The following is a 21018-nucleotide window of genomic DNA, read 5'->3' as shown; positions in this document are numbered from 1 at the left end:
AACGGGCGGCGGCGCCAAGGATGGTCCCCATGAACAGCACGCACCCCCTCCCTCACACCCCTCGGATCGCCCTGGTCGGCGACCGCTCGCCGCACGTCCGCTCGCACGTCCGGATCCCCGTCCTCCTCGACGCCCTCGCCGAGCGCGACGGCCTCGCCCTCGACGCCTACTGGATCCCGACCGGGGACGCGGAGACGCCCGGCGCGGTGAAGGGCTTCGACGCGGTGTGGGTGCTGCCGGGGAGTCCGTACGCGAGCGAGGCGGGGGCGCTCGCCGCGATCCGCACGGCCCGCGAGGACGGCATCCCGTTCCTCGGCACCTGCGGCGGATTCCAGCACGCGCTCCTGGAGTTCGCGCGAGACGTCTGCGGCCTGACGGGCGCGGCGCACGCCGAGAACGACCCGTCGGCGGACGAGGGCGACCTGCTCATCGCCCCGCTGGCCTGCTCGCTGGTGGGCCACGAGGGGGTCGTACGGGTCACGCCGGGCTCGCTGGCCGAGCGGGCCCTCGGCGCGGAGCGGACCACCGAGCGCTACCACTGCGACTACGGCCCCGACAGCCGCCACCTGGACACCCTGCGGGCGCACGGCATGCGGTTCACGGGCGCGGACGAGGAGGGCGGCATCCGCATCGCCGAAGTCCCCTCGCACCCCTTCTTCCTGGCGACCCTCTTCCAGCCGGAACTGGCCGGCGACGGCACCCGCCCGCACCCGCTGATCCGGGCGCTCGCGGCGGCGGCGGGGCGGCACGCGGCGGGCTGACGGGCGCGAGGCCGCCTCACACGCGGCAGGGCGGTCACGGGTACGGGTACGGGTACGACCTCAGGTCATCGGGACCACGAGGTGGGCGCGGTCGCGGCCGCGGGCGACCAGGCGGGCGTTCGCCTCGTCCGAGTCCTGGACCCAGCGTTCGGCGCGGGCCCGGTCCTTGCCGAAGCGGACATGGCGCTCGACGAGCCGGGGGACGCGGAGCCGGGCGTCCAGGTCGAGGTACCAGGCCTCGTCGAGCAGCGGCAGCACTCCGGCCCAGGCACCCTCGTCGTGCAGCAGGTAATTGCCCTCGGTGACGACCAGCGGGATTGCGGGGCCGACGGGTATCGCCCCGGCGACCGGCTCTTCCAGGGCGCGGTCGAAGGCGGGGGCGTAGACCGTGGTGCCGGGGGCGGGGGCGCGCAGCCGGGCGAGGAGCGCGAGGTATCCGGCGGCGTCGAAGGTGTCGGGCGCACCCTTCCTGCCCGCCCGGCCGAGGCGTTCCAGTTCGGCCTGGGCGAGGTGGAAGCCGTCCATGGGCACGAGGACGGCGAGCCCGTCGAGGCGGGCGACGAGCCGGGCGGCGAGCGTGGACTTCCCGGCACCGGGCGCGCCGGCCAGCCCGAGGATGCGGCGGGGCGGGTGGCCGCCCGCGGGGCGCTCGGCGAGGGCCCGCGCCCGGGCGGCGAGGCGGTCGAACTGCTGCGCGTCCATGCGGGGCATTCTCGCACCGGGCGCGGACCCGGCCCAGGGTGCGCCCGCGGCTTCGGGGTCCGCCTCCGACCCCACCCCGGCCCAGGGCGCCGCCCGCTGCCTCCTGGGCCGGCCGCCGGACCTACCTCTGTCCCGGCCCGCACCACCCCGCCCCAAGGTGCGCCCGCGGCCTCGGGGCCCCGGCCCCTCGGACCTGCCCCGGCCCCGTCTCGACCCCGCCCCGACCCTCGCCCGGCCCTCTCCGGACCCTCGTTCGGACCCTCCCCCGACAAGGGTCGCGCCGGCGTCGACACGGGTTGACGCGGGTAGATTCCTGCCGCTTCCACGTATTACGTTGGGGTAATGCCGTCCATCGCACTTGTGACCCTTGTCGTCCGTGACTACGACGAGGCCATCGCCTTCTACACCGACGCCCTCGGCTTCGACCTGGTCGAGGACACCGACCGGGGCGGCGGCAGCCGCTGGGTCGTCGTCCGCCCGCGCGGTGCGGCCGGGGTCGGCGGGCTCGGGAACGCGGGCCTGCTCCTGGCCCGTGCCAAGAACGACGACGAGGAGGCCTCCGTCGGCAACCAGACGGGCGGCCGGGTCGGCTTCTTCCTCCACACCGAGGACTTTGCCCGCGACCACGCACGGATGGTGGAGGCGGGCGTCAAGTTCCTGGAGGAGCCGCGGCACGAGCCCTACGGCTCCGTCGCCGTCTTCGAGGACCTGTACGGGAACCGCTGGGACCTGCTCCAGCCGGCGGACCCGGCCGAGCAGGCCTAGAAGCAGGCAGTACGGGCCTGGGGCGTCAGCCGAGCAGCGCGATCAGCTGTCCGACCGCGTCCACGACGGGCTGGCCCACGGTGCCGACGGCGGCGGCGATCTGCGCGACCGACGCCAGGACGAGGCCGCGCTGCCGCAGGGCGGCGCGGTCGGGGGTGAGCTCGGGGAGTGCCTCGTCGACGGTCCGCGCCTGTTCCGGGGTGAGGTGGGGGCGCAGGCCCTGGAGGAGGCGGGTGAGCTCCTCGACGGCGGCGCGGAGCCGGTCGTCCGGTGCGCCGCCGACGGTGCCGTAGTTGATGCCGACGTTGCCCTGGCCGTCGTTCATGTGGACCACGGGGCCGTAGTTGTTCGTCGTGTCGCCGCTCACAGGCTGATCCCCCTGTTGTTCCGGCCGCCGTTCATGGTGATGACCGGGCCGTAGTTGTTCGTGTTGCTGGTGATCTGCTGGACGACCGTGCTGAACTCGGCTGCCGGGTTGTCGATCGCGCGGGCGATCAGCCCGGCGATGTGCCGGAGTTCGTCCACGCTCGGCAGGGTCACGGACACGGTGGAACCGCTGGACATCTCGATGTCCAGCACCGGCTTCGGCTTCTCGAACAGCTCCCTGAGCAGATAGACGGCCAGCACGATCAGGACAAGGATCACGACCGGGTTGCCCTCCCCGGCACTGACCCTGCCGCCCGCACTGATCACGGCGTAGACCACCACGGCCACGGCGAACCATTTGAGGAAGCGCAGGACGGCCGCTCCCCGGTCGGGCTGTTGCTTGTACGCCTCGACGCGGGTGATGTTGTGCAGCGGGAAGGCCGCCGTACCCACCCACAGCATCCGGCGACTGACGAAGAGGCGCAGGACGCGCCGGTTGCGGAGATCCAGCTCCGGCGAGTCCGGTGGCTCCGGCGGCGGACCGGATGCAGGACCCGGCGGCGGTGCGGGCGGCGGACCGGAGGGCGGTGTGGGCGGCGGACCCGGCGGCGGCCCCCCTGCGCTTCCTGCGACAGCCATAGGTCGTCCCCCATGTCCTCGTCACTCCCACCCGCACCGTGCGGGAGCACCATTAAGCGCCCGGGGCGCGTCACGAGGCAGACGAGATACAGCCAATTAGCCTTTGCTGGCCGGTAGTTGGCGACACGAGCGAAGGGCTAGGCGCATCGCCCGCAGCCCCGACCCCCCGGAAAAACAACTGTCGTGTCCCCCTCCCCCTCCCTACACTCACGTCTCGCGGCGCATCGACCGATGCACCGTCAGACGTCCGACCGAGGGGAGACGACCGTGCGTTGCCGTAACGCCGCCGCCGTGTCGTCCGCCCGTGCCCGGTACGACGTGATCCTCGCCTCTCCCTCCGGCCGGTGGCGGCTGCGCGCCCGCCATCGCCGACCCGTGACGCCTCCGCCGTCCCTCTGACGGCCCCGCGTACGGGAATCGCGCTGCCCCGGCTCCATCCCGCAGCAGCGAAAGGCACGACACCGTGCGTACCCACCCCGTCGACCGCGTCCGCAACCTCGGCATCCTGGCCCACGTCGACGCCGGCAAGACCACCGTCACCGAGCGGTTCCTGTACCTCACCGGCGCCACCCACAAGCGCGGCGAGGTCCACGACGGCACCACCGTCACCGACTTCGACCCGCAGGAGCGCGACCGCGGCATCACGATCTTCGCGGCGGCCGTCAGCTGCGACTGGGCCGGGCACCGGATCAACCTCATCGACACCCCGGGGCACGTCGACTTCTCCGACGAGGTCGAGCGCTCCCTGCGCGTCCTCGACGGCGCCGTGGCCGTCTTCGACGCCGTCGCGGGTGTCGAACCGCAGAGCGAGACGGTGTGGCGGCAGGCGGACCGGCACGGCGTCCCGCGCATCGCGTTCGTCAACAAGCTGGACCGCGCGGGCGCGGAGCTCGACAGCGCCGTCGAGTCGATCCGCACCCGCCTCGGCACCGTGCCGCTGCCCGTCCAGCTGCCCATCGGGCGCGAGGACGGCTTCACCGGCGTCGTGGACCTGGTCGGGATGCGGGCGTACGTGTGGGCCGACGGCGCCGACGCGTACACCGACCGGCCGGTCCCCGACGAGCTCCGCGACGAGGCCCGGCACCGCAGGCGACTCCTGGAGGAGACCGTCGCGGAGCTGCATCCGGGTGCCCTGGAGGAGTTCTGCGGCGAGGGCGCGCTCTCGGCGGAGACCCTCACGGGCGCGCTCCGCGACCTCACCCTCAGCGGCGAGGCCGTGGTCGTGCTCTGCGGCTCCGCGTACCGCAACCGCGGGGTCGAGCCCCTGCTCGACGCCGTCGTCGCGTACCTCCCGGCGCCGTCCGACATGCCTCCGGTCCGCGGCGAGGTGCCGGCCGACCCGGAGGCGCCGTTCACCGCGCTCGCGTTCAAGGTGAGCGCGACGGCCACCGGCCGCATGACCTACGTCCGCGTCTACGCGGGCACGATCGGGAAGGGGGACACCGTGCTCGACGCCGTCGGCGGCCGCACCGAGCGGATCGCCCGCATCCTGCGGGTCCAGGCCGACCGGGCGACCGAGGTCGACACGGCGCGCGCCGGGGACATCGTCGCCGTCGTGGGCCCCAAGGGCGTCCGCGCCGGGGCGACCCTGTGCGCCCAGGACGCGCCGGTCGTCCTCGAACCGCCGACGACCGCCGACCCGGTGGTCTCGGTGGCGGTCGAGGCCCGCCGCAGCACGGACACCGGCCGTCTGGCGACGGCCCTCGCCCGGCTCTCCGAGGAGGACCCGTCGCTGGTCGTGCGGACCGACCCGGAGACGGGCCAGACCGTCCTGTCGGGTCTGGGCGAACTGCACCTGGAGGTCGCGGTGGAGAAGCTGCGGCGCGACCGGGGCCTCGAGGTCACGGTCGGCCGTCCGCAGGTCGCGTACCGGGAGACGGTGGCGAAGGGCGTCACCGGGCTGCTCCACCGCCATGTCAAACAGGACGGTGGCGCGGGCCAGTTCGCCCATGTCGTCATCGACGTCGAACCGCTCGCGGACACCGAGGAGGCGGAGTTCGCGTTCGCGTCGACCGTCACGGGCGGCCGGGTCCCGCAGGAGTACGTCCGCGCGGTCGAGGCCGGCTGCCGGGACGCGCTCGTCGAGGGCCCCCTCGGCGGCCACCCGGTGACGGGTGTCAGGGTCACGCTCACGGACGGCGCCACGCATCCGAAGGACTCCTCGGAGATGGCGTTCCGCACGGCGGGCCGGTTCGCGCTGCGCGAGGCCCTCCGCGCGAGCGAGATGACGCTCCTGGAGCCGGTGGCCGACGTGACGGTCACCGTCCCCGCGGAGTCCGTCGGCGCGGTCCTCGGCGACCTCGCGGCCCGCCGCGGCCGGGTGACCGACCAGACGACCCGCTCCGGTACGGCGGTGGTGGAGGCGACGGTGCCGCTGGCCGAGCTCTTCGGCTACGCGTCCCGCCTGCGCGGCCGCACCCAGGGCCGGGGCACCTTCACGACCCGCCCGGCGGGTTACGCTCCGGCGCCGCGGGGCCAGGCCGGCTGAGTGAGGGGTGTCCGGTCCGTGGCGACCCCACGGACCGGACACCCGCTCAGACGGGAACGGCAGGCTGGACGGCCTCCGCGCGCCGCTGCCGCCGCAGGGTGACCGTCGACCACACCAGCGCCAGCAGGAACAGCACGGCACTGGCACCAAACAGGACGGTGAGCAGGGCCGGTCCACCGCCACCGACGTCGTCCTGGGAAGCGACCACCTGCGGATCGCCCTCCCGGTACCGGACGGTCAGACGTTCACCGGCCAGGTCGTCCCCGTGGCCGCTCCCCACAGGGAGGTTCGCCACCACGGTCCGCCCTTCGGCCTCGAACCTGACCTTGCATCCCCCCAGGAAGCATCCCGAGCCGGCGGCCACGAGCGTCGCGTCGGCCTGCGGCCCGTCCTGGAGAGAGCGCAGGTGCTGGGCCGCCGGATACATCACGAGCCCCGACAGAGCCCCCAGCACCAGCGTGAGCACCAGCGCGAACCCGACGGCCACCCGCGGCCCCAGGCCCCCCTCGCCTGCCTTCGCCTGAACGTCCAAGTCGCGCGCCTCCTCCGGTTGTTCCTTGCCGATCAAGGTACGTCAGGAGCCGAGCTCGAGCTCGGCCCGCACGGTCTTCCCGACCGGCACGCGGTCGAGCACCGACCACCGGGACGCCAGCGCATCGACGAGGAGCAGACCGCGGCCGCCCTCGTCGAGGAGACCGGGGACGGCGGCGGACGGCCGGCGTTCGCCCCGGGTGTCGGAGACGTCGATCCGCAGCTGCAGCCCGGGCGCGTACGTGAGCGTCAGCTCGAAGTCGCGCCCGGGCAGCCGGCCGTGGGTGACGGCGTTGGCGGCGAGTTCGGCGACGAGAAGCGCGACGGTGTCGGAGGTCTCGGAGCCGTAGGGAATCTTCCAGCGGTCGAGCTGGTGGAGGGCAAGCCGACGGGCGAGACGCGCGCCGCGCGGGGTCGAGCTGAAGCGCTGGGTGAACACACGTACGGTGACGGGCGCTTCGCGGGTTGCGGGGGAGGTCATGGGGCCAATGTGACGCCGCCCGACAGTAGTTACCAGCTCAGAAACCCGTACGCTGCGCAGCGTACGGGTTCACACTCTGGACTGTACTCGTAACTATCAGTGAGCCTTGTTCCGTTCAGCGCGAGCACACGGGTACGGAGGTGGCGGGGTGACGGACGAGGTTCCGAAGGGCAGCGAACCGGAGACGTCGGAGAGCCTGAAGGCTTTCGGGGAGGTGGTCAAGGTTCTCCGCAAACGCGCGAGCCTGACCCAGGAACAGTTCGCCCCGCAGGTGGGCTACTCGGTCCCGATGATCGCCTCGATCGAACAGGGTCGACGCCTGCCGTCGAAGGAGTTCGTGGACCGCGCGGAGGAGCGGTTGGATGCGTTCGGGGTGATCCGGGCGGCGGCCAAGCACCTGACCCGGAGGGCGGGGCTGGCGAAGTGGTTCGAGGGGTGGGCGGAACTGGAGCCCCTAGCGGTGACTCTGTACACCTACGAGAACCGGCTCGTCCCGGGCCTGTTCCAGACGCCCGCGTACGCCCGGACGCTCTTCGAGGAGCAAATCCCGGCGATGAGCGAGGACAAGATCGAGTCGAACCTGGTCACGCGCGTGGAGCGAGCGAGCATTCTCACGGAGCGCCGGGAGACGATCTACAGCTTCATCATCGAGGAGCACGCGCTGCGTCGCCAGGTGGCCGCCCCGGAGGTCATGCGTGAGCAGATCGACCGCATCATCGAACTCAATAAGCGGCGCAACATCGACATCCAGATCATGGCGCAGTCCCGCGGGTACCACGCGGGTCTCGGTGGCCCCTTGTGTCTCCTGGAGACCGAGGAAAACGCCTGGTACGCGTACAGCGAGGGGCAGGGCACCGGCCAACTCATCTCCGACCCCAAAGTGGTCAGCATCCTCCAGCAGCGATATGCCAGGATGCGAGCACAGGCTCTGTCCCCTGAGGAGTCCGTGAGTCTGTTGCGGGAGATCCGAGGAGCGCTATGAGCACCACTGAACTGGCCTGGTTCAAGAGCAGCTACAGCAGCGGTGACGGCGACAACTGCGTAGAAGTCGCCCTCGCCTGGCACAAGTCCAGCTACAGCAGCGGTGGCGACGGCGACTGCGTCGAGATCGCCACCTGTCCCTCCACCGTCCACGTCCGCGACTCCAAGCGACCCGAGGGTCCTCAGCTCACGCTGGCCCCCGCCACCTGGACGGAGTTCCTCGCCCGTCTGGCCTGAGAACCCCTGTGTCAGGATGCGTGTACCCGCCCTCCACCGCACGCGGACGGGCTGGTACACGCACGACGCGAGGAGCACAGACCAGATGAGCACGACGCCCGGCGGTTACCTCTCCGACCTCTTCTCCCTCGACGGCCGCACCGCCCTCGTCACCGGCGGCAGTTCCGGCATCGGTCGGGCCATCGCCGGGGCCCTCGCCCGGGCCGGGGCCAGCGTCGTGGTGATCGCGCGCAAGGAGGCGGAGCTCGTCGCGGCCGTCGACGAGCTGACGGCCGACGGCTGCCGGGCCTCCTGGGTGAGCGCCGACCTGAGCACCCGTGCGGGCATCAAGGCGGGAGCCGAGGAAGCGGCCGCGGTGTTCGGCGAGCCGGACATCCTGGTCAACTCGGCCGGCATCAACCTCCGTCCCCCGCTGAACGACCTCTCCGACGAGGTCTGGGACACCACCATGACGGTGAACCTGGAGGCGCCCTTCCTGCTCGGTCGGCGCTTCGGTCCCGGCATGGCCGAGCGCGGCTTCGGGCGGATCATCCACATCACGTCCCAGCAGGCGCACCGCGCGTTCGTGCAGAGCGGCGCGTACGGGGTGTCCAAGGGCGCCCTGGAGTCCCTGGCCCGTTCACAGGCGGAGGCCTGGTCCCCGTACGGCGTCACGGTCAACACCCTGGTCCCGGGCTTCGTGATGACCCCGCTCAACGAGCGGCTCTCCTCCGACCCGGAGAAGGTGGCCGCGCTGGCGGCCCGCACGATGGTCGGCCGCAACGGCCTCGCCGAGGACTTCGCGGGCGCGGCCGTCTTCCTGGCGAGCACCTCGTCCGCGTACGTCACGGGCCAGTCCCTCTTCGTGGACGGCGGCTTCTCCGTCCACTGATCGGTTCAGACGACGTAGAAGTCCTCCGCGTCCCGCATGGGAAACCGGTAGAGGCCGATCATCGCCTCGTGCTTGCCGGTTCCCATGAAGTAGTCGCCGGTGTGGTGCATGCAGAAGAACCGGCCCCGCTCGTCGATGACGTACACCTCACCGTCCGTGGAGTCCCAGCCGATCGGGAAAAGCCGCACGTCCAGCCTGCGGCTCAGCTCCGCCATGTCCTCGAAGAGATGGCCCCAGACGGGAGCGGTCCTGAAGTCGACGTAGTCGTCACGCTGGACGTCGTGCATCACCCGGAGCCCGACGTGCTCGGCGAGGAAGTCCGTCGCGGCGGGGAACGGCACGACCGGGAACCCGCGCTTCCGGCTCTCCTCGACGGCCTCCTCTGCGAACGCCGAAGCCTGCTCGGCCACGTTCCGGCCGGGAGACCAGCCGTATTCGGCGAACCAGGCGTCGACGTCCGCCGGAACTCTGAGATGGGGCAAAGGAGGCTCCTCACCTTGATCCACGGATGATCGTAGTTGTCCCGCGCGGCCGGGCGCAGAACGGGCTTGTCCTTGCGGGGCGTCAGGGAGCCGTCCGCGGCGACCTCCGCGGTAGGGCCGCCACGCCCTCGACCAGCCACGACGAACCGTGCCGGCACGCTGCGTAGCCATCCCGGCGCATGCGGTAATAGACCGAAACTCCCTGCACAGCGCCACGACTTCTGCTGAGATGTACCCCCGGCGGGTAGCCGGACGATCTTGCACGAGGGACGGGGATGCGACGGGGGTTCGGAGAAGGCTTGGGGCTGCCCGGCGCACTGGGCTCCTTACCCCTCGCCCCGATCGCGCCCGAGTACGGCGAGCTGATGCGCCTTCAGTACGCCGCCGGGCTGGCGCACTTCGGAGAGATTCTGGTCGGGGACCGTGAGACGCTGTCCGTCCTGGACGGCCTCTTCCTGTGCGTCGGGAACAGGCGCCACCACCTCGGTGCGGCCCGACTGCGTGCCCTCGCCGACGCGAACCCGTCGCGGGGACCCCTCCTGAGGCTCCTCGCCGACATCCAGACCCGCGACGCGTCCGCCCTGCGGCGCGTTCTGCTCCACCAACTGATCGGACTCCTTCAGGAGTCGGGATTCCGGCGGAAGGCCTCCGGGCTCGATCCGGCCGAGGCGGCCCTCCTCGAACTGGCCGTCGCCGCCCTGCCCGTCCTCGACGCACGGCAGCGCAAGGCCGCCGAGTCCCTCGGCGGGCTCTGGCAGCAGCGCCGGTTACGGGCCGCGGCACGAGCCCTCGACGCGGTGGGCCCCGCCGTCGTCCGCGCCGACCCGGCGCTCGCGCACCTCGCCTCCCGGCTGGGCCGCCGCCTCGGCCGCTGCGACCGCTCCCTCGCCGCCGCACGTGCCGCCCAGGACACGGAACCGGCCCGTACGCACTACCTCGACGCCCTCCGGACAGCCGCCGACGACGACACGGCGACACGCGGCCTGATCATGCTGGAGCGCCCCCGGCGCCCCGAGGCCGCCCCGCTGACGGCCCGGCTCTCCGGTGACCGGGTCCTCCTCGCGTGGCCGGTGCCGGACGGACGGAGCTGGCGCGCGGTCCGCCTCACCCGCGGCACGGACCGGCCGGCCGTCGTCCCCGTGACCTCCCCGGCGCCCGGCGCCCGGGGGACGGCCGTCGACCACGGCGCCCGGCGCGGAACCCTGGTGCGGTACGCGGTGTTCCCGCTGCTCGACGGCGTCCCCGACGGCCCGCCGCTGGTCTCGGCGCCGCTTCTGGTCGCCCCCGACGCCGAGGACCTCACCGTCACCGACGCGCCCGCGCGGCTCACGGCCCGCTGGAACCTCCCGCCCGGCACCGCCCGTGCGACGGTCCTCCTGCACGCCGCCGACGGCCCGGAGCCCGGCGGGAAGGTGCTCGCGCGTCACGACGCGGGCGCACACGAGGACACGTACACCTTCACCGGACTCCGCCCCGGCTCCTACCTCGTCCGCGTCGTCTGCCACCACTCCTCTCCCGAGGGCCGCGAGGTGGAGTCCGCCGGGGCGCGGGCCGCCGGTGTCGTCCACGCGTGGCCGGAGGCGGTCACCGCGCTCACCGCCGAACCGGACCCCGAGGGAGGTGTCCGCTTCGCCGGCGCCGGTGCGGACGGCGCCGAAGTGCGCCTCGTGACCTGGAGCGACCCGGCGGGGGCGCCGCCCGAAGGCACCGGTCTGCCCACCGACGCCCTGCCGGCCGCGCTCCCCTGGGCCGTGTACGGCACCGCCCACCCGGTGGCCCCGCCCTCCGCCTTCAGCGGGCGGGTCGTCGCGGTCGCCGTGCGCGGGGAACGGGCCGTCGTCGGCCCCGCCGTCCGCGTCGACATCCCGGCGCCGGTGACCGGCCTCCGGGGACTGCGCGAGCACGACGGACAGGTGCGGCTCGTCTTCGACTGGCCGTCCGACGCAGGGTCGGTGGAGGTCGAGTGGGAGCAGGCGGGCGCCCGGGACCGCTCCCGGGTCAGCCGCTCCCGGTACCTCCGGGAGGGGCTGCGGCTGCCGATCGGTCCGGCCGCCGTCCGGATCGGGGTGCGCGCCGCCTCCCGCCACGAGCGGCCCGGCGGGCCGCCCCCGCAGGACTCCGCGGCCGCGGCGCCCGCCGTGGACGCCGCCGGAGCCGCGGACCCGACCGCAGGAGCCACCGAGCCGACCGTCGTCGTCCGGCGGGCCCCCGCCGTGCTCGACCTCCCCGGCGATGTCGTCGTCTCGTTCCGGCTGGTGACCCGGCGCCGGGGGCTCGCGCGCAGGGCGACGGCCGAGGCGGTCGAGGTGACGGTGACAGGGGTGGGGGCGGCTGCGGGGGCGGGCCTCCCCGGCTCCTCCCCCGACCCCGACGGAGCGGGCACGCCGGACACCGCGTCCCGCTCCGGCCTCCCCGACCCCTCCGACCTCCCCGACCCTTCCGACCACCCCGGCCTCCCCGACCTCGTGCTCGTCGGCCGCGCCGGCGACGCCGCCACCGCGCGCCCCCGGCACCCCGAGGACGGTGACGTCCTCGTCCGGCTGACCGGGGCGGAGCTGGCCGCCTCGCCGCGCACGGTCCGTGAACTGCCCGCCGGACCGCTCCGGCCGCCCTATGCCCTGCGTGCGTTCCTGGCCGGCCGGCACGCCGGCTCCGTACGCCTCGAAGAACCCGCCCTCTCGACCCTGGTGGTGCGCTGACATGACGACGGTGATCTGCCCGTACTGCTTCGACCGTTCCCAGGCCTCGCGCCTCCCGTACCGCTGTCTCATGTCCCGTACCGGACTGCGCGGGGGCACCCCCTGCGACCCCGAACGGGACGACCTATGGGCGAGCTTCACGGGCGCCGCGGCGCCGCCCGCCGCGTACATGAGGGGTCCGGTGTTCGCCGCGCCCGGCGGGCTCGTCCGGCTGCGCGGCGGAGGCGGCGGGCGCGCCGAGTGCCCGCGCTGCGGAGTGGCCACGCCGGTGCGGGTGTGCGCGGCCTGCCACAGCGACCTGCCCAGCGACTACTGCGCCCAGGACAGCCGGATCATCGCCCTCATCGGCGCGAAGGCGTCCGGCAAGAGCACCTACGTGTCGGTCCTCGTGAACGAGTTGAGGCACCGGGTCGGGCAGGCGTACGGGGCGGCGCTCGCCGCGATGGGCGACGAGAGCCAGAACCGTGACCGCGAGATGGCGGAGGACCTGTACGAGCGGCTGCGGCTGCCCGGCGCGACCCGGCCCGCCGCGACCGGGTTCAACGACCCGCTGCTCTACCGGCTGAGCCTGCCGAGGCAGGGCCGCCAGGGCAGCCGGCACACGGCGCTCGTCTTCTTCGACGCGGCCGGCGAGGACCTCAAGTCGGCCGAGTCCATGACCCGCTACACCCAGTACCTGAGCGCGGCCGACGGCATCGTCCTGCTCGTCGACCCGCTGCAGATGGGGGCGGTGCGGGACGCGCTGCCCGAGGGAGGCGGGCCGCCGCTGCCCTCCCGCGAGACCCCGGCCCTGCAGATCGCCGCCGACGTCGCCACCCAGCTGCGCTCGCACCGCAGGGGCGGCTCGCGCGGCCGGGTGGACACACCGCTCGCCGTCGCCGTCACCAAGACGGACACCCTGCGCTCGCTGGTCGACCCGCACTCCCCGCTGCTGCGCAACACCCCGCACTCCGGCGGCCGGTTCGACGAGGCCGACCGGCTCGCCGTCCACGAGGAGATCAGGTCGCTGATGGAGGGCTGGGACTCGGGGGCGCTCTGGCGGCAGCTGGAGAGGGACTTCTCCACGGTGTCCCTCTTCGGCCTGTCCGCGCTCGGCTCCCCGCCGCCCGCCGAGGCCCCCGCCGACGCGCCCAAGTCCGGACCCCAGCCCCTGCGCGTCGAGGACCCGATCCTGTGGCTCCTCGGACGGCGCGGCCTGATCCCGGTCGCCAAACCGCCGCGCGACGGCGGCCCCAAGGGGGAGTCCCCGGCATGAGCCTGCCCCAGATGCACTACACGTCGGCGCCGCCCGGACCGGACGGCTCCGGCTTCCGGTTCACCGCGGTCACGCCTGGCGTCCCGTCGTCCGTGCTCCGCGAGGCCGAACAGCTCGTCGGGTACGAGCCGCCCCGGGACGCCCCGTCGCGTCCCACGCCCTCGGACCTCGCCCTGTTCCCCGAGATGTTCAGCTACACCAGGCTCTCCGACGGCAGCGGACTCCTCAGCCGCACCGTGTACACGGGCGCCGACTACAGCGGACGGTGGGGGAACTTCCACGCCCACGCCGTCCACCTGACGGCCGGCGACCGGCTGCCCGGCGACCTGCCGCCGATCGCCGCGTGGGGCGCCCCGCAGTGGGCGGACCACTCCCCCGAGGAGGGCACACCGCCGCCGCTCGACGCCTTCACGCCGGTGCACTCGGCCGGACTCCAGGCGGAGCTCGCGGCGTTCGCCGCCGAACGGCAGCCCCGGCTCGCGGCCGTGCTGGCCGATCTGCGGCGCCTCGCCGAGTCCCCGCACGCCCCGCAGATCGTCCTGGCCGAGGAGGACACCCGGCGGGTCGCCCACTGGGTGATGCTGGCGAACGCCGCGCTGCCCCACGCGTTCGCCCGCGGCCTGACGTTCACCACGTACACCCGGCGCCCGCAGCAGGCCCGCCAGCAGATCATCGGCGTCCGCCCGGAGGACGTCAGGTCCGTGTCCGGGCAGCCGCACCGGTACAGCGTGCACGACTGCTCCGATCCCTCGGCTGCCCCGCCGCCGGTGGCCGACGCCTGGGCACGCCTCGCGGCGGCCGTCTGGGCCGCCGACGCGTACGGGCTGATCCGGCAGGCCGCCCAGACGGCCGGCGCGGAGCCGTTCGCGTCGGGTCCGCTGGCCGCGCTCGCCCTGGCGCGCGGCATCCCGGTCCCCGAGGACACCCGGGCCGACGCGGTCGCCTGGGTACGCGCCCACCGCGGCGCCCTGGACGAGCCGACGCTCACCGGCTTCCTCAAGGCCGTCTGCGACAGCGCCCCCGGCGCGCCCGAACTCCCCTCGGACGCCCTGGCCGACCTCCTGGCCGCACTGCACGGCAGCGTCCCCGCCGCGCTGACGGCGCCGCTCACCGCGCGGCTCGTCAGCCGGGCCGTAGGCGGCGGGGCGCAGCTTCCGCCGCTGCCGCCCGAGGCGCTGCCCGAGCCGTACCGGAGCGACCTGGCCGCCGAGTCCGGCGAGGAGCTGCGCCGGGTGCTCCGGGACCCGCTCACCCCGCTGGTCCGGGTCGTCGAACTGCTGCGGGTGGCCCGGCTGCTCGACGTGGCGTACGGCGACCTGACGGTCGACCTCGCCGAGCGGTTCCGCGACGGCCTCCTCAGCCGGCCCGGCACCGCCACCACGGAGGCGGTGCGGGACGCGCTCACCGAGTCCGACGCCCTGCGCGACCGGGTCTCCGTCCTCCTGGAGGACCGGGCGGCCGACGACCCGCCGGGCGTCGCCCGCGCCCTGCGGGACGCCCGGCTCCCGGTCGACGGGCCGCCCGGGACGCTGCCCCACCTGCGGATGTGCGCGGCGGCCCCGGCGCTCCGGCCCGGAACCCCGGCGAGCGCCGAACAGGCCGGCGGACGGGCCGCCGGCGGGACCACGGTACGGGACCGCGAGCGGGAGCAGGCATGGGTCCGCGAACGCAACGGCGAACTGCACAAACTGCTCCGGATCGCCGAGGTGCCGCACCTCGCGAACCCCCTCGTGCTGCGCACGGCCTTCGCGCTGGTCTGGGACGACCGCGCGCCGACGGCGGCCGAGGCGTCCCAGCTCCTCCACGAGACCGGAGCCCGGCCGCACATCGACGCCGGCACCTGGGACCACCTGGTGACCGCCGCCGTCGACGCGCCCGCCGACGACAAGGAGGCCCCGCTGCTCGCCCGGCAGCTGCTGGCCGCCGCGCCCGACGCCGTCGGGCGTTCGGTCCTGGACGACCTGAGGATGCTGTCGCTCGTCCACGACATGGAGGAACGGACGAGCGGGGCCGACCCCGCCGCGCACGGCTGGACGGCCCGGGTCCGGGCGCTCGCCGACTCCACGCGCCCGAACGTCCGGAACCGCGCCACGGCCGCGCTGGCCCGACGTCTCGTGGGCCCGGAGCGACCGGGCGGTGAACTCGGGGAGCTGGCCCGCAGCGACGACGGCGAGCTCATCGACGCCTACGCCTCGGCGGCCCGTACGCCGGTCTTCCGCAACGTGCTGCGCGGGAATCCCGGCCGTGTGGCGGACTGCTTCGTCGACTGGACCTCCCACGCCGGGGCGAGCCCCCGGTGGGACCTGACGCGCCGGGCGCTCCTCGACGAGGTGCTGCGCCCGGTCGTGCAGGGCTTCACCGACGGGGAGGTCTTCTCGGTCGAGCAGGCCGTCGGTCGGGCGTCGGCGAACCGCGCGGCCGAGTTCCAGGAGTGGAACCGGCCCGCGGGCGGTATCGGCCGGCTCTTCCGGCGGCGCGGGCGCAAACCGGCGACGCCCTCGTCCCCCTGGCGGGGCGATGTCGCACCGCCCGAGGGGAAGCAGGGCCGATGACGGCGCGAGGACGGATGTCGGGGGAGCCGACGACCGACACACCGGCGACGGATGAACGGGCTGCGGGCGACACGGCCGGAGCACCGGCAGGAGTACCGGCAGACGATTCCGCGACGAGGAGGTGGCCGGCATGACGGGGGACGATCTCACCGGGACGGTCATCGACGCGCTCGTGGCGTTCTGGGCCGCGACGGCCCTGCTGGTCTGCGTCGCCTACGCGTTCTGGGTCTTCCTGGCCACCGCCGGCCGGAGCGCGGGACGGGCACTCGGCCCCTTCCGGGCTGGACGGGCGGACAGCCGGGTCCTCACGATCGGTACGGAACCCGCCCACCCGTCGTACTGGCCCGCGCAGTCCTGGATCGACACGGGCGGCGCCGTCGGCCGCTCCTACCGGGCGCTGTGGACGCTGTGGCGGTCGCACTGGATGGCCACCGTCGCCGGGCGGCTCTTCCTGGGCCGGCGGCCGGGCACGAACCGGCGGGGCGCGAACGCCTTCACCCGCCTGGTCATGCGGCTCGTGGCGCCGGGCACCGCGGTCGGCGCGACCGCCGCCGCACTGCTGGCCACCGCCCTGCACACCCTCGTGCTCGTCGTGTTCTGCGCCCTCGTCGCCCTCGTGTGGGCGTCCTGGTGGCTGACCGTCGCCGTCGTACGGGGCGCCGAGCGGGTCTGGCTGCTGCTGCGCGGCGTACGCACGGTCTGCCCGCACCCGCGCTGCCACCGTCCCTTCCCGCTGGCCGCCCACCCGTGCCCGCAGTGCCGCGCGGTCCACACGGCGCTGCGGCCCGGGCGGCACGGAGTGTTCCGGCACGCCTGCCGGTGCGGCGCCCGGCTCCCCTCCTCGCTCCTCTCGGGCCGCGGCCGGACACCGGCCGAATGTCCCTCCTGCGCACGGCCTCTGCCGCCGTCGGTGGGGACCACGCGGGTGGTCCACGTCCCGCTGATCGGCGGTTCCTCCTCGGGCAAGACGATGCTCGTCGCGGCCGTCGTGGCGGGGCTGCGCTCCTGGTCGGAGCGCGGGAACCTCACCATGGAGTTCGCCTCGGACGCCGACCAGCAGGACGGCGAGGCGCTGGACCGGCAGCTCGACCGGAACGACTGGGCCAACAAGACGCAGGGCGACCAGCGGGCCTGGATGATCCTGGTCGGCCGGGGACGGCGACGGCGCCTGCTGTACCTCTACGACCCCATGGGCGAGTCCCTGGAGCAGGCCGACCGGGTCCGTGAACAGCAGTACCTCGCGCACGCCGACGGCGTCCTCTTCGTCGTCGACGTGCTGGCCGACCGTACGGTACGGCGCGCCCTGCACGGCGCCGACGACACCCTCGCCGACGGGGCCCGCCCGGCGGCCCAGGGGCCCGTCGACACCTACCAGGGGCTCACCGGCGAACTCGCCGCGCTGACCGGCGGCCGCGGCGACCTCCCCGTGGCCGTGGTGGTCACCAAGCGGGACGTGCTCGACCGCATCGAGGCGCTGCCCGCTCCGGGGGCCCGGGTCGACGAATGGCTCGGCGCCATCGGCCTCGGCGGGCTCGTCCGCGGCTTCACCCACGATTTCAAGGCGACCGGCTTCTGGGCGGTCAGCGCCTCTGCGGCCACCGGCACCGGAGCCCTGGACAGCGAGCGGCGGCGGGCGGCGGAGCCGGTCCTCTGGCTGCTCGCCCGCTCGGGACTGCGGGTCGCCGCACTGGTCGAGTCGCGGGGACCGGTCCCCCGCCAGGGACGCCGCACCGACACGAGGAAGCAGGGGGTTCGACAGGGATGACGGTGGTGACCCCGCGCGTGGCGCGGTCCCGCAAGGCGGTCATGGCGCTGTTCGTGACGGCCTGCGTCCTCGTGTTCGGGGCGGCCGCGTACGGCGTCGTGTACGCGCTGCCCGGCGTCGTCGAGGAGGTGCGGCTGCTGTGGGAGGAGCGGTGACCGCCCGCAGGCAGGAGACCCGGCCCCCGGCCGCGCCACCGCTCTGCCGGACCTCCCCTCCCCGTCCCTCCTTCGCTTCCTTGCCTTCATTGGCTTCCTTCGTCCGATTCCCACCCCACCCACCCTCAGGAGGATTCTCGTGACCGAGATCCCCGGCGGCCCCATGGCGAACCGCCCGGTGCACTTCATCTGGCTGCTCGACTGCTCGTACTCGATGCTCGGCGAGAAGATCGGGCAGCTGAACTACGCGATCCGGGAGGCGATCCCGGAGATGCGCTCGGTGGCGCACGACAACCCGGCCGCCCAGCTGCTGCTGCGCACGATCACCTTCTCCACCACCGCCCGCTGGCACCACAAGGACCCCGTCCCGGTGGACGACTTCACCTGGCAGGACGTGCAGCCCGACGGCACGACCAACCTGGGCGAGGCCCTCCAGCTGGTGGCCGGGGAGCTGCGTACCCCGCCGATGCCCGAGCGGGCCCTCAAGCCGGTGATCGCCCTGGTCTCGGACGGCGTGCCGACGGACGACTGGCGCGCCGGGCTCAAGGCGATCGAGGCCACCCCGTGGGGCCGCAAGGCGGTCCGGGTCGCCATCGCGATCGGTTCCGACGCCGACCGCAGCGTGCTCCAGGAGTTCCTAGCCAATCCGGAGCTGCGCCCGCTCGACGCGAACAGCCCCAAGCAGCTGGCGGCCGCCATCCGCTGGGCCTCGACGGCGGCCGTCAAGGCGGCCTCGCAGCCGGTGGCCGGATCGACCGACCCCACCGTCAAGGCCGCGCCGTACGCGCCGCCCGTCCTCGCCGACGACGACGAAGACGACGTGTGGTGAGCGCCCCACCGGCCTGGGAGACCTTCCACGAGAGCATCCAGGGCGTCAACAAGGCGCGGAACCAGGACCGGTGCCTGGTCCAGGGCGCCGGCACCGCCCGGGATCCGCTGATCCTCACCGTCGCGGACGGGCACGGCTCGGCCTCCTACCCGCGGAGCCACGTCGGAGCGCACTACGCGACGGACCTCTTCGCCAACCGCGCACGCGAGTTCGTGACGTCGGTGGCCGACCGCGACCGGGCCGGCTGGCGCGGGAGGCTGCGCGACTACGCCCGGATCGGCCTGCCGGAGCGGCTGGTCAGGGACTGGCAGAGCGAGGTCCTCCGCCACTGGGAGCGTGATCCCACCCCGGACGAGGACCCGAAGTCCCCGGGGCCGATCCTGCGGCTGTACGGGTCGACGCTGATCGGCGCGGTCCTCACCCCGGACCTCTTCGTCGCCTGGCAGTTGGGCGACGGCGAGCTGACCGTGGTGGACGGCGACGGCGAGGTCCGGCTGCCGCTCGCCCCCGCCCGGGCCGAACTCGGGGACGAGACCGCCTCGTTGTGCATGCGCAACGCATGGCGGTCGGTCCGTGTGCACTGGGAGCCGCTGCCCGATCCGGCACGGGCTCCCCGGCTGGTGGCCCTGTCCACGGACGGCCTGTCGAAGAGCTTCGTCTCGGACGAGGGCTTCACCGAGTTCGCGGCCGGACTGCACCGGCGGCTGACCGAGCGGGGCGTGCCCGGTGTCTCCGAGGACATCCCCGGGTGGCTGGCCGAGGCGTCCCGGCACTCGGGCGACGACACCACCCTGGTGCTGGCCCGCCGTGCCGACGGCGGCACCGCCGACGGGACCACCGTCGGGACCGCCGTCGGGACCGCCGTCGGGGCCGCCGAAGCGCCGGCGGAGGCGCAGGACGAGGCCGCAGGCGAGCCCGCGGCAGCGACGGAGGAGGGCGCCGAAGCCTCCGCGGACCCCGGGGGCGAGAGTGCCGGAGCCTCCGTGGAAGCGCGGGGCGAGGCCGCCGACGAGAGCCGGGACGACGCCGCGGAGGGCCAGGGCCAGGAAAGCGGCCCTGTGGACCCGCGGATCCCCTACTGCGAGGAGAGAGAACGACCATGAGCGGCATGCTCGACAGCGGAGACTCGCTGACCACGGACGGCGGGCAGACGATCGTCGTCGACCGCCTGCTCGGCTCAGGCGGCCAGGGCGAGGTGTACCGGGTCTCCCTGCCCGACGGCAGCGTCAAGGCCCTCAAGTGGTACTACCCGGACAGCGCGACCCCGCAGCAGCGCCGGGTCGTGGAGGACCTGGTGACCCGTGACTTCGACGACGACAGGTTCCTGTGGCCCACGGCCTTCGTGAGCGCGGGAGCCGACCGGTTCGGCTATCTGATGGACGTGCGGCCCGACCGCTTCCGCGGTCTGCCCGAGCTGTTCCGGCGGACCGTGAGCACGTCCTTCCGGGCCCTGCTCACCGCCTGCCTGTACACGGTCGAGGCGTACCAGGCGCTGCACTCCAAGGGCATCGCGTACCGGGACATCTCCTGGGGCAACATCTTCTTCGACCCGGCCACCGGCGAGGTCCTGGTCTGCGACAACGACAACGCGGTGGTGGAGGGCGACCAGAGCGGGATCTCCGGGACCATGGGATTCATGGCGCCCGAGCTGGTCCGCGGGGACCCGGGCGCCCAGCCGGGGACCCAGAGCGACCTGCACTCGCTGTCGGTCCTGCTGTTCATGTTCCTGATGAACCACCACCCGCTCAAGGGCGCCCGCGAGCTGGCCATCCACTGCCTGGACGAGAACGCGGAGCGCAAGCTGTACGGCCGCGAGCCGCTGTTCGTGTTCGACCCGCAGTACACGGACAACCGGCCGGACCCCGTCGAGCACTCCACCGTGCTCGCCCTGTGGCCGCTGGTCCCGCCGTCCGTGCAGGCGCTGTTCGTGCAGAACTTCACGGTCGGTCTGCGCGAGCCGTCGGCCCGGGTGCGCGAGTCGCAGTGGCGGGACGCGCTGCGGGCCGTCCGTGACGCCGTGGTGGAGTGCGCGAGCTGCGGCCGGGAGAACATGACGGAGCCGGGCTCGGCCAGGCCCGGCACCTGCTGGAAGGACGGCTGCCGCAGCACCCTCGTCCTGCCGCCCCGGCTCGTCGTGACCACCCCGCCGCCGAGGGCGGAGCGGCACATCATGCTCGGCAGGTCCGCGCGGATCCACCGGCACCACCTGAGCCCCGAGCCCTCGCGGCACGACTACTCGGAGGAGAGCCTGGTGGCCGAGCTCGTGGAGCATCCGCAGAAGCCGGGCCGCTACGGCCTCGCCAACCGGTCCGCCACGGCCTGGACGGGCACCCGCTCCGACGGCACCACCCAGCAGGTCGTCCCCGGCCAGACGGTGCCGCTGCGGTCCGGGCTCGCCCTCGAACTGGACGGCGGAGCGAAGGCGGAGGTACGCGCCCGCTAGCGCGCGCCGTCCGGGC

20 protein-coding genes are annotated in these 21018 nt (G+C 74.0%); 14 read left to right on the top strand and 6 right to left on the bottom strand.

Annotation, left to right across the window (positions count from 1 at the left end):
• Positions 1–29: 29 nt before the first annotated feature.
• Positions 30–761, top strand: coding sequence for a CTP synthase C-terminal region-related (seleno)protein (locus AMK27_RS14835; protein WP_073906700.1), 732 nt, complete (start codon positions 30–32; stop codon positions 759–761).
• Between the two features lie 60 nt (positions 762–821).
• Here AMK27_RS14835 and AMK27_RS14830 read toward each other — a convergent pair whose 3' ends face one another.
• The gene (locus AMK27_RS14830; RefSeq protein WP_382502037.1) at positions 822–1472 is read right to left on the bottom strand and encodes a nucleoside/nucleotide kinase family protein; all 651 of its coding nucleotides are present in this window, start codon (positions 1470–1472) and stop codon (positions 822–824) included.
• A 333-nt stretch (positions 1473–1805) separates the two neighbouring features.
• On the opposite strand from AMK27_RS14830, the gene AMK27_RS14825 reads away from it, so the two are divergent.
• A complete protein-coding gene (locus AMK27_RS14825; protein WP_073906696.1) occupies positions 1806–2228 on the top strand; it encodes a VOC family protein in 423 nt (140 codons plus the stop codon).
• Positions 2229–2253: 25 nt separating this feature from the next.
• On the opposite strand, the gene AMK27_RS14820 is transcribed toward AMK27_RS14825, so the two are convergent.
• Positions 2254–2595, bottom strand: a complete 342-nt coding sequence (locus AMK27_RS14820) for a hypothetical protein (protein ID WP_073906694.1) — start codon at positions 2593–2595, stop codon at positions 2254–2256.
• Positions 2592–3056, bottom strand: coding sequence for a DUF6232 family protein (locus AMK27_RS14815; protein ID WP_073906692.1), 465 nt, complete (start codon positions 3054–3056; stop codon positions 2592–2594). The genes AMK27_RS14820 and AMK27_RS14815 overlap by 4 nt, the downstream gene beginning before the upstream one ends.
• A gap of 640 nt (positions 3057–3696) precedes the next feature.
• Between AMK27_RS14815 and fusA the strand changes: the two genes are divergently transcribed.
• Complete coding sequence (gene fusA, locus AMK27_RS14810) at positions 3697–5721, top strand: elongation factor G (protein WP_073906690.1); 2025 nt, start codon at positions 3697–3699, stop codon at positions 5719–5721.
• 46 nt (positions 5722–5767) lie between these two features.
• Here the strand turns inward: fusA and AMK27_RS14805 are convergent, their stop codons facing one another.
• The gene (locus AMK27_RS14805; RefSeq protein ID WP_241847497.1) at positions 5768–6289 is read right to left on the bottom strand and encodes a DUF3592 domain-containing protein; all 522 of its coding nucleotides are present in this window, start codon (positions 6287–6289) and stop codon (positions 5768–5770) included.
• Positions 6290–6295: 6 nt separating this feature from the next.
• Positions 6296–6733 carry an ATP-binding protein gene (locus tag AMK27_RS14800; protein ID WP_073906689.1) on the bottom strand — a complete coding sequence of 146 codons (438 nt, stop codon included), beginning with the start codon at positions 6731–6733 and terminating at the stop codon, positions 6296–6298.
• Positions 6734–6881: 148 nt separating this feature from the next.
• On the opposite strand from AMK27_RS14800, the gene AMK27_RS14795 reads away from it, so the two are divergent.
• The 3 genes from AMK27_RS14795 (at position 6882) to AMK27_RS14785 (ending at position 8822) form a co-directional block, all read left to right on the top strand.
• Complete coding sequence (locus AMK27_RS14795; protein WP_079188439.1) at positions 6882–7715, top strand: helix-turn-helix domain-containing protein; 834 nt, start codon at positions 6882–6884, stop codon at positions 7713–7715.
• Positions 7712–7951 carry a DUF397 domain-containing protein gene (locus AMK27_RS14790; protein WP_073906685.1) on the top strand — a complete coding sequence of 80 codons (240 nt, stop codon included), beginning with the start codon at positions 7712–7714 and terminating at the stop codon, positions 7949–7951. The genes AMK27_RS14795 and AMK27_RS14790 overlap by 4 nt, the downstream gene beginning before the upstream one ends.
• 85 nt (positions 7952–8036) lie before the next feature.
• Entirely contained in the window at positions 8037–8822 is a 786-nt protein-coding gene (locus tag AMK27_RS14785; protein ID WP_073906683.1) for an SDR family NAD(P)-dependent oxidoreductase, read from the top strand.
• 5 nt (positions 8823–8827) lie between these two features.
• Here AMK27_RS14785 and AMK27_RS14780 read toward each other — a convergent pair whose 3' ends face one another.
• Positions 8828–9304 carry an SUKH-3 domain-containing protein gene (locus tag AMK27_RS14780; protein ID WP_073906681.1) on the bottom strand — a complete coding sequence of 159 codons (477 nt, stop codon included), beginning with the start codon at positions 9302–9304 and terminating at the stop codon, positions 8828–8830.
• A gap of 299 nt (positions 9305–9603) precedes the next feature.
• On the opposite strand from AMK27_RS14780, the gene AMK27_RS14775 reads away from it, so the two are divergent.
• The 8 genes from AMK27_RS14775 (at position 9604) to AMK27_RS14745 (ending at position 21002) form a co-directional block, all read left to right on the top strand.
• Positions 9604–12003, top strand: a complete 2400-nt coding sequence (locus AMK27_RS14775; protein WP_073906679.1) for a hypothetical protein — start codon at positions 9604–9606, stop codon at positions 12001–12003.
• Between the two features lies 1 nt (position 12004).
• Complete coding sequence (locus AMK27_RS14770) at positions 12005–13258, top strand: TRAFAC clade GTPase domain-containing protein (RefSeq protein ID WP_073906677.1); 1254 nt, start codon at positions 12005–12007, stop codon at positions 13256–13258.
• Positions 13255–15810 carry a GTPase-associated protein 1-related protein gene (locus tag AMK27_RS14765; protein WP_073906675.1) on the top strand — a complete coding sequence of 852 codons (2556 nt, stop codon included), beginning with the start codon at positions 13255–13257 and terminating at the stop codon, positions 15808–15810. The genes AMK27_RS14770 and AMK27_RS14765 overlap by 4 nt, the downstream gene beginning before the upstream one ends.
• Positions 15811–15940: 130 nt before the next feature.
• Entirely contained in the window at positions 15941–17575 is a 1635-nt protein-coding gene (locus AMK27_RS14760) for a TRAFAC clade GTPase domain-containing protein (RefSeq protein ID WP_073906673.1), read from the top strand.
• Complete coding sequence (locus AMK27_RS42700; RefSeq protein WP_158076921.1) at positions 17572–17730, top strand: hypothetical protein; 159 nt, start codon at positions 17572–17574, stop codon at positions 17728–17730. The genes AMK27_RS14760 and AMK27_RS42700 overlap by 4 nt, the downstream gene beginning before the upstream one ends.
• Positions 17731–17893: 163 nt before the next feature.
• Positions 17894–18559 carry a vWA domain-containing protein gene (locus tag AMK27_RS14755; protein WP_073907552.1) on the top strand — a complete coding sequence of 222 codons (666 nt, stop codon included), beginning with the start codon at positions 17894–17896 and terminating at the stop codon, positions 18557–18559.
• Positions 18556–19662 carry a PP2C family serine/threonine-protein phosphatase gene (locus AMK27_RS14750; RefSeq protein ID WP_079188471.1) on the top strand — a complete coding sequence of 369 codons (1107 nt, stop codon included), beginning with the start codon at positions 18556–18558 and terminating at the stop codon, positions 19660–19662. The genes AMK27_RS14755 and AMK27_RS14750 overlap by 4 nt, the downstream gene beginning before the upstream one ends.
• Entirely contained in the window at positions 19659–21002 is a 1344-nt protein-coding gene (locus AMK27_RS14745; protein ID WP_073906669.1) for a protein kinase domain-containing protein, read from the top strand. Before AMK27_RS14750 ends, AMK27_RS14745 begins: the two co-directional genes overlap by 4 nt.
• The last annotated feature ends 16 nt before the right edge of the window (positions 21003–21018 follow it).

It is taken from the genome of Streptomyces sp. CB02009 (assembly GCF_001905825.1).
Taxonomy (GTDB): domain Bacteria; phylum Actinomycetota; class Actinomycetes; order Streptomycetales; family Streptomycetaceae; genus Streptomyces.
Note: the sequence above shows the minus strand (reverse complement) of the source record. Positions and strands in the feature narration are given on the sequence as shown.

Bases quoted from the DNA above. Each gene is read 5' to 3' on its own strand.
- AMK27_RS14835 (WP_073906700.1), top strand. From the start codon at position 30: ATGAACAGCACGCACCCCCTCCCTCACACCCCTCGGATCGCCCTGGTC.
- AMK27_RS14830 (WP_382502037.1), bottom strand. From the start codon at position 1,472: ATGCCCCGCATGGACGCGCAGCAGTTCGACCGCCTCGCCGCCCGGGCG.
- AMK27_RS14825 (WP_073906696.1), top strand. From the start codon at position 1,806: ATGCCGTCCATCGCACTTGTGACCCTTGTCGTCCGTGACTACGACGAG.
- AMK27_RS14815 (WP_073906692.1), bottom strand. From the start codon at position 3,056: ATGCTGTGGGTGGGTACGGCGGCCTTCCCGCTGCACAACATCACCCGC.
- AMK27_RS14800 (WP_073906689.1), bottom strand. From the start codon at position 6,733: ATGACCTCCCCCGCAACCCGCGAAGCGCCCGTCACCGTACGTGTGTTC.
- AMK27_RS14790 (WP_073906685.1), top strand. From the start codon at position 7,712: ATGAGCACCACTGAACTGGCCTGGTTCAAGAGCAGCTACAGCAGCGGT.
- AMK27_RS14785 (WP_073906683.1), top strand. From the start codon at position 8,037: ATGAGCACGACGCCCGGCGGTTACCTCTCCGACCTCTTCTCCCTCGAC.
- AMK27_RS14770 (WP_073906677.1), top strand. From the start codon at position 12,005: ATGACGACGGTGATCTGCCCGTACTGCTTCGACCGTTCCCAGGCCTCG.
- AMK27_RS14765 (WP_073906675.1), top strand. From the start codon at position 13,255: ATGAGCCTGCCCCAGATGCACTACACGTCGGCGCCGCCCGGACCGGAC.
- AMK27_RS14760 (WP_073906673.1), top strand. From the start codon at position 15,941: ATGACGGGGGACGATCTCACCGGGACGGTCATCGACGCGCTCGTGGCG.
- AMK27_RS42700 (WP_158076921.1), top strand. From the start codon at position 17,572: ATGACGGTGGTGACCCCGCGCGTGGCGCGGTCCCGCAAGGCGGTCATG.
- AMK27_RS14755 (WP_073907552.1), top strand. From the start codon at position 17,894: ATGGCGAACCGCCCGGTGCACTTCATCTGGCTGCTCGACTGCTCGTAC.
- AMK27_RS14745 (WP_073906669.1), top strand. From the start codon at position 19,659: ATGAGCGGCATGCTCGACAGCGGAGACTCGCTGACCACGGACGGCGGG.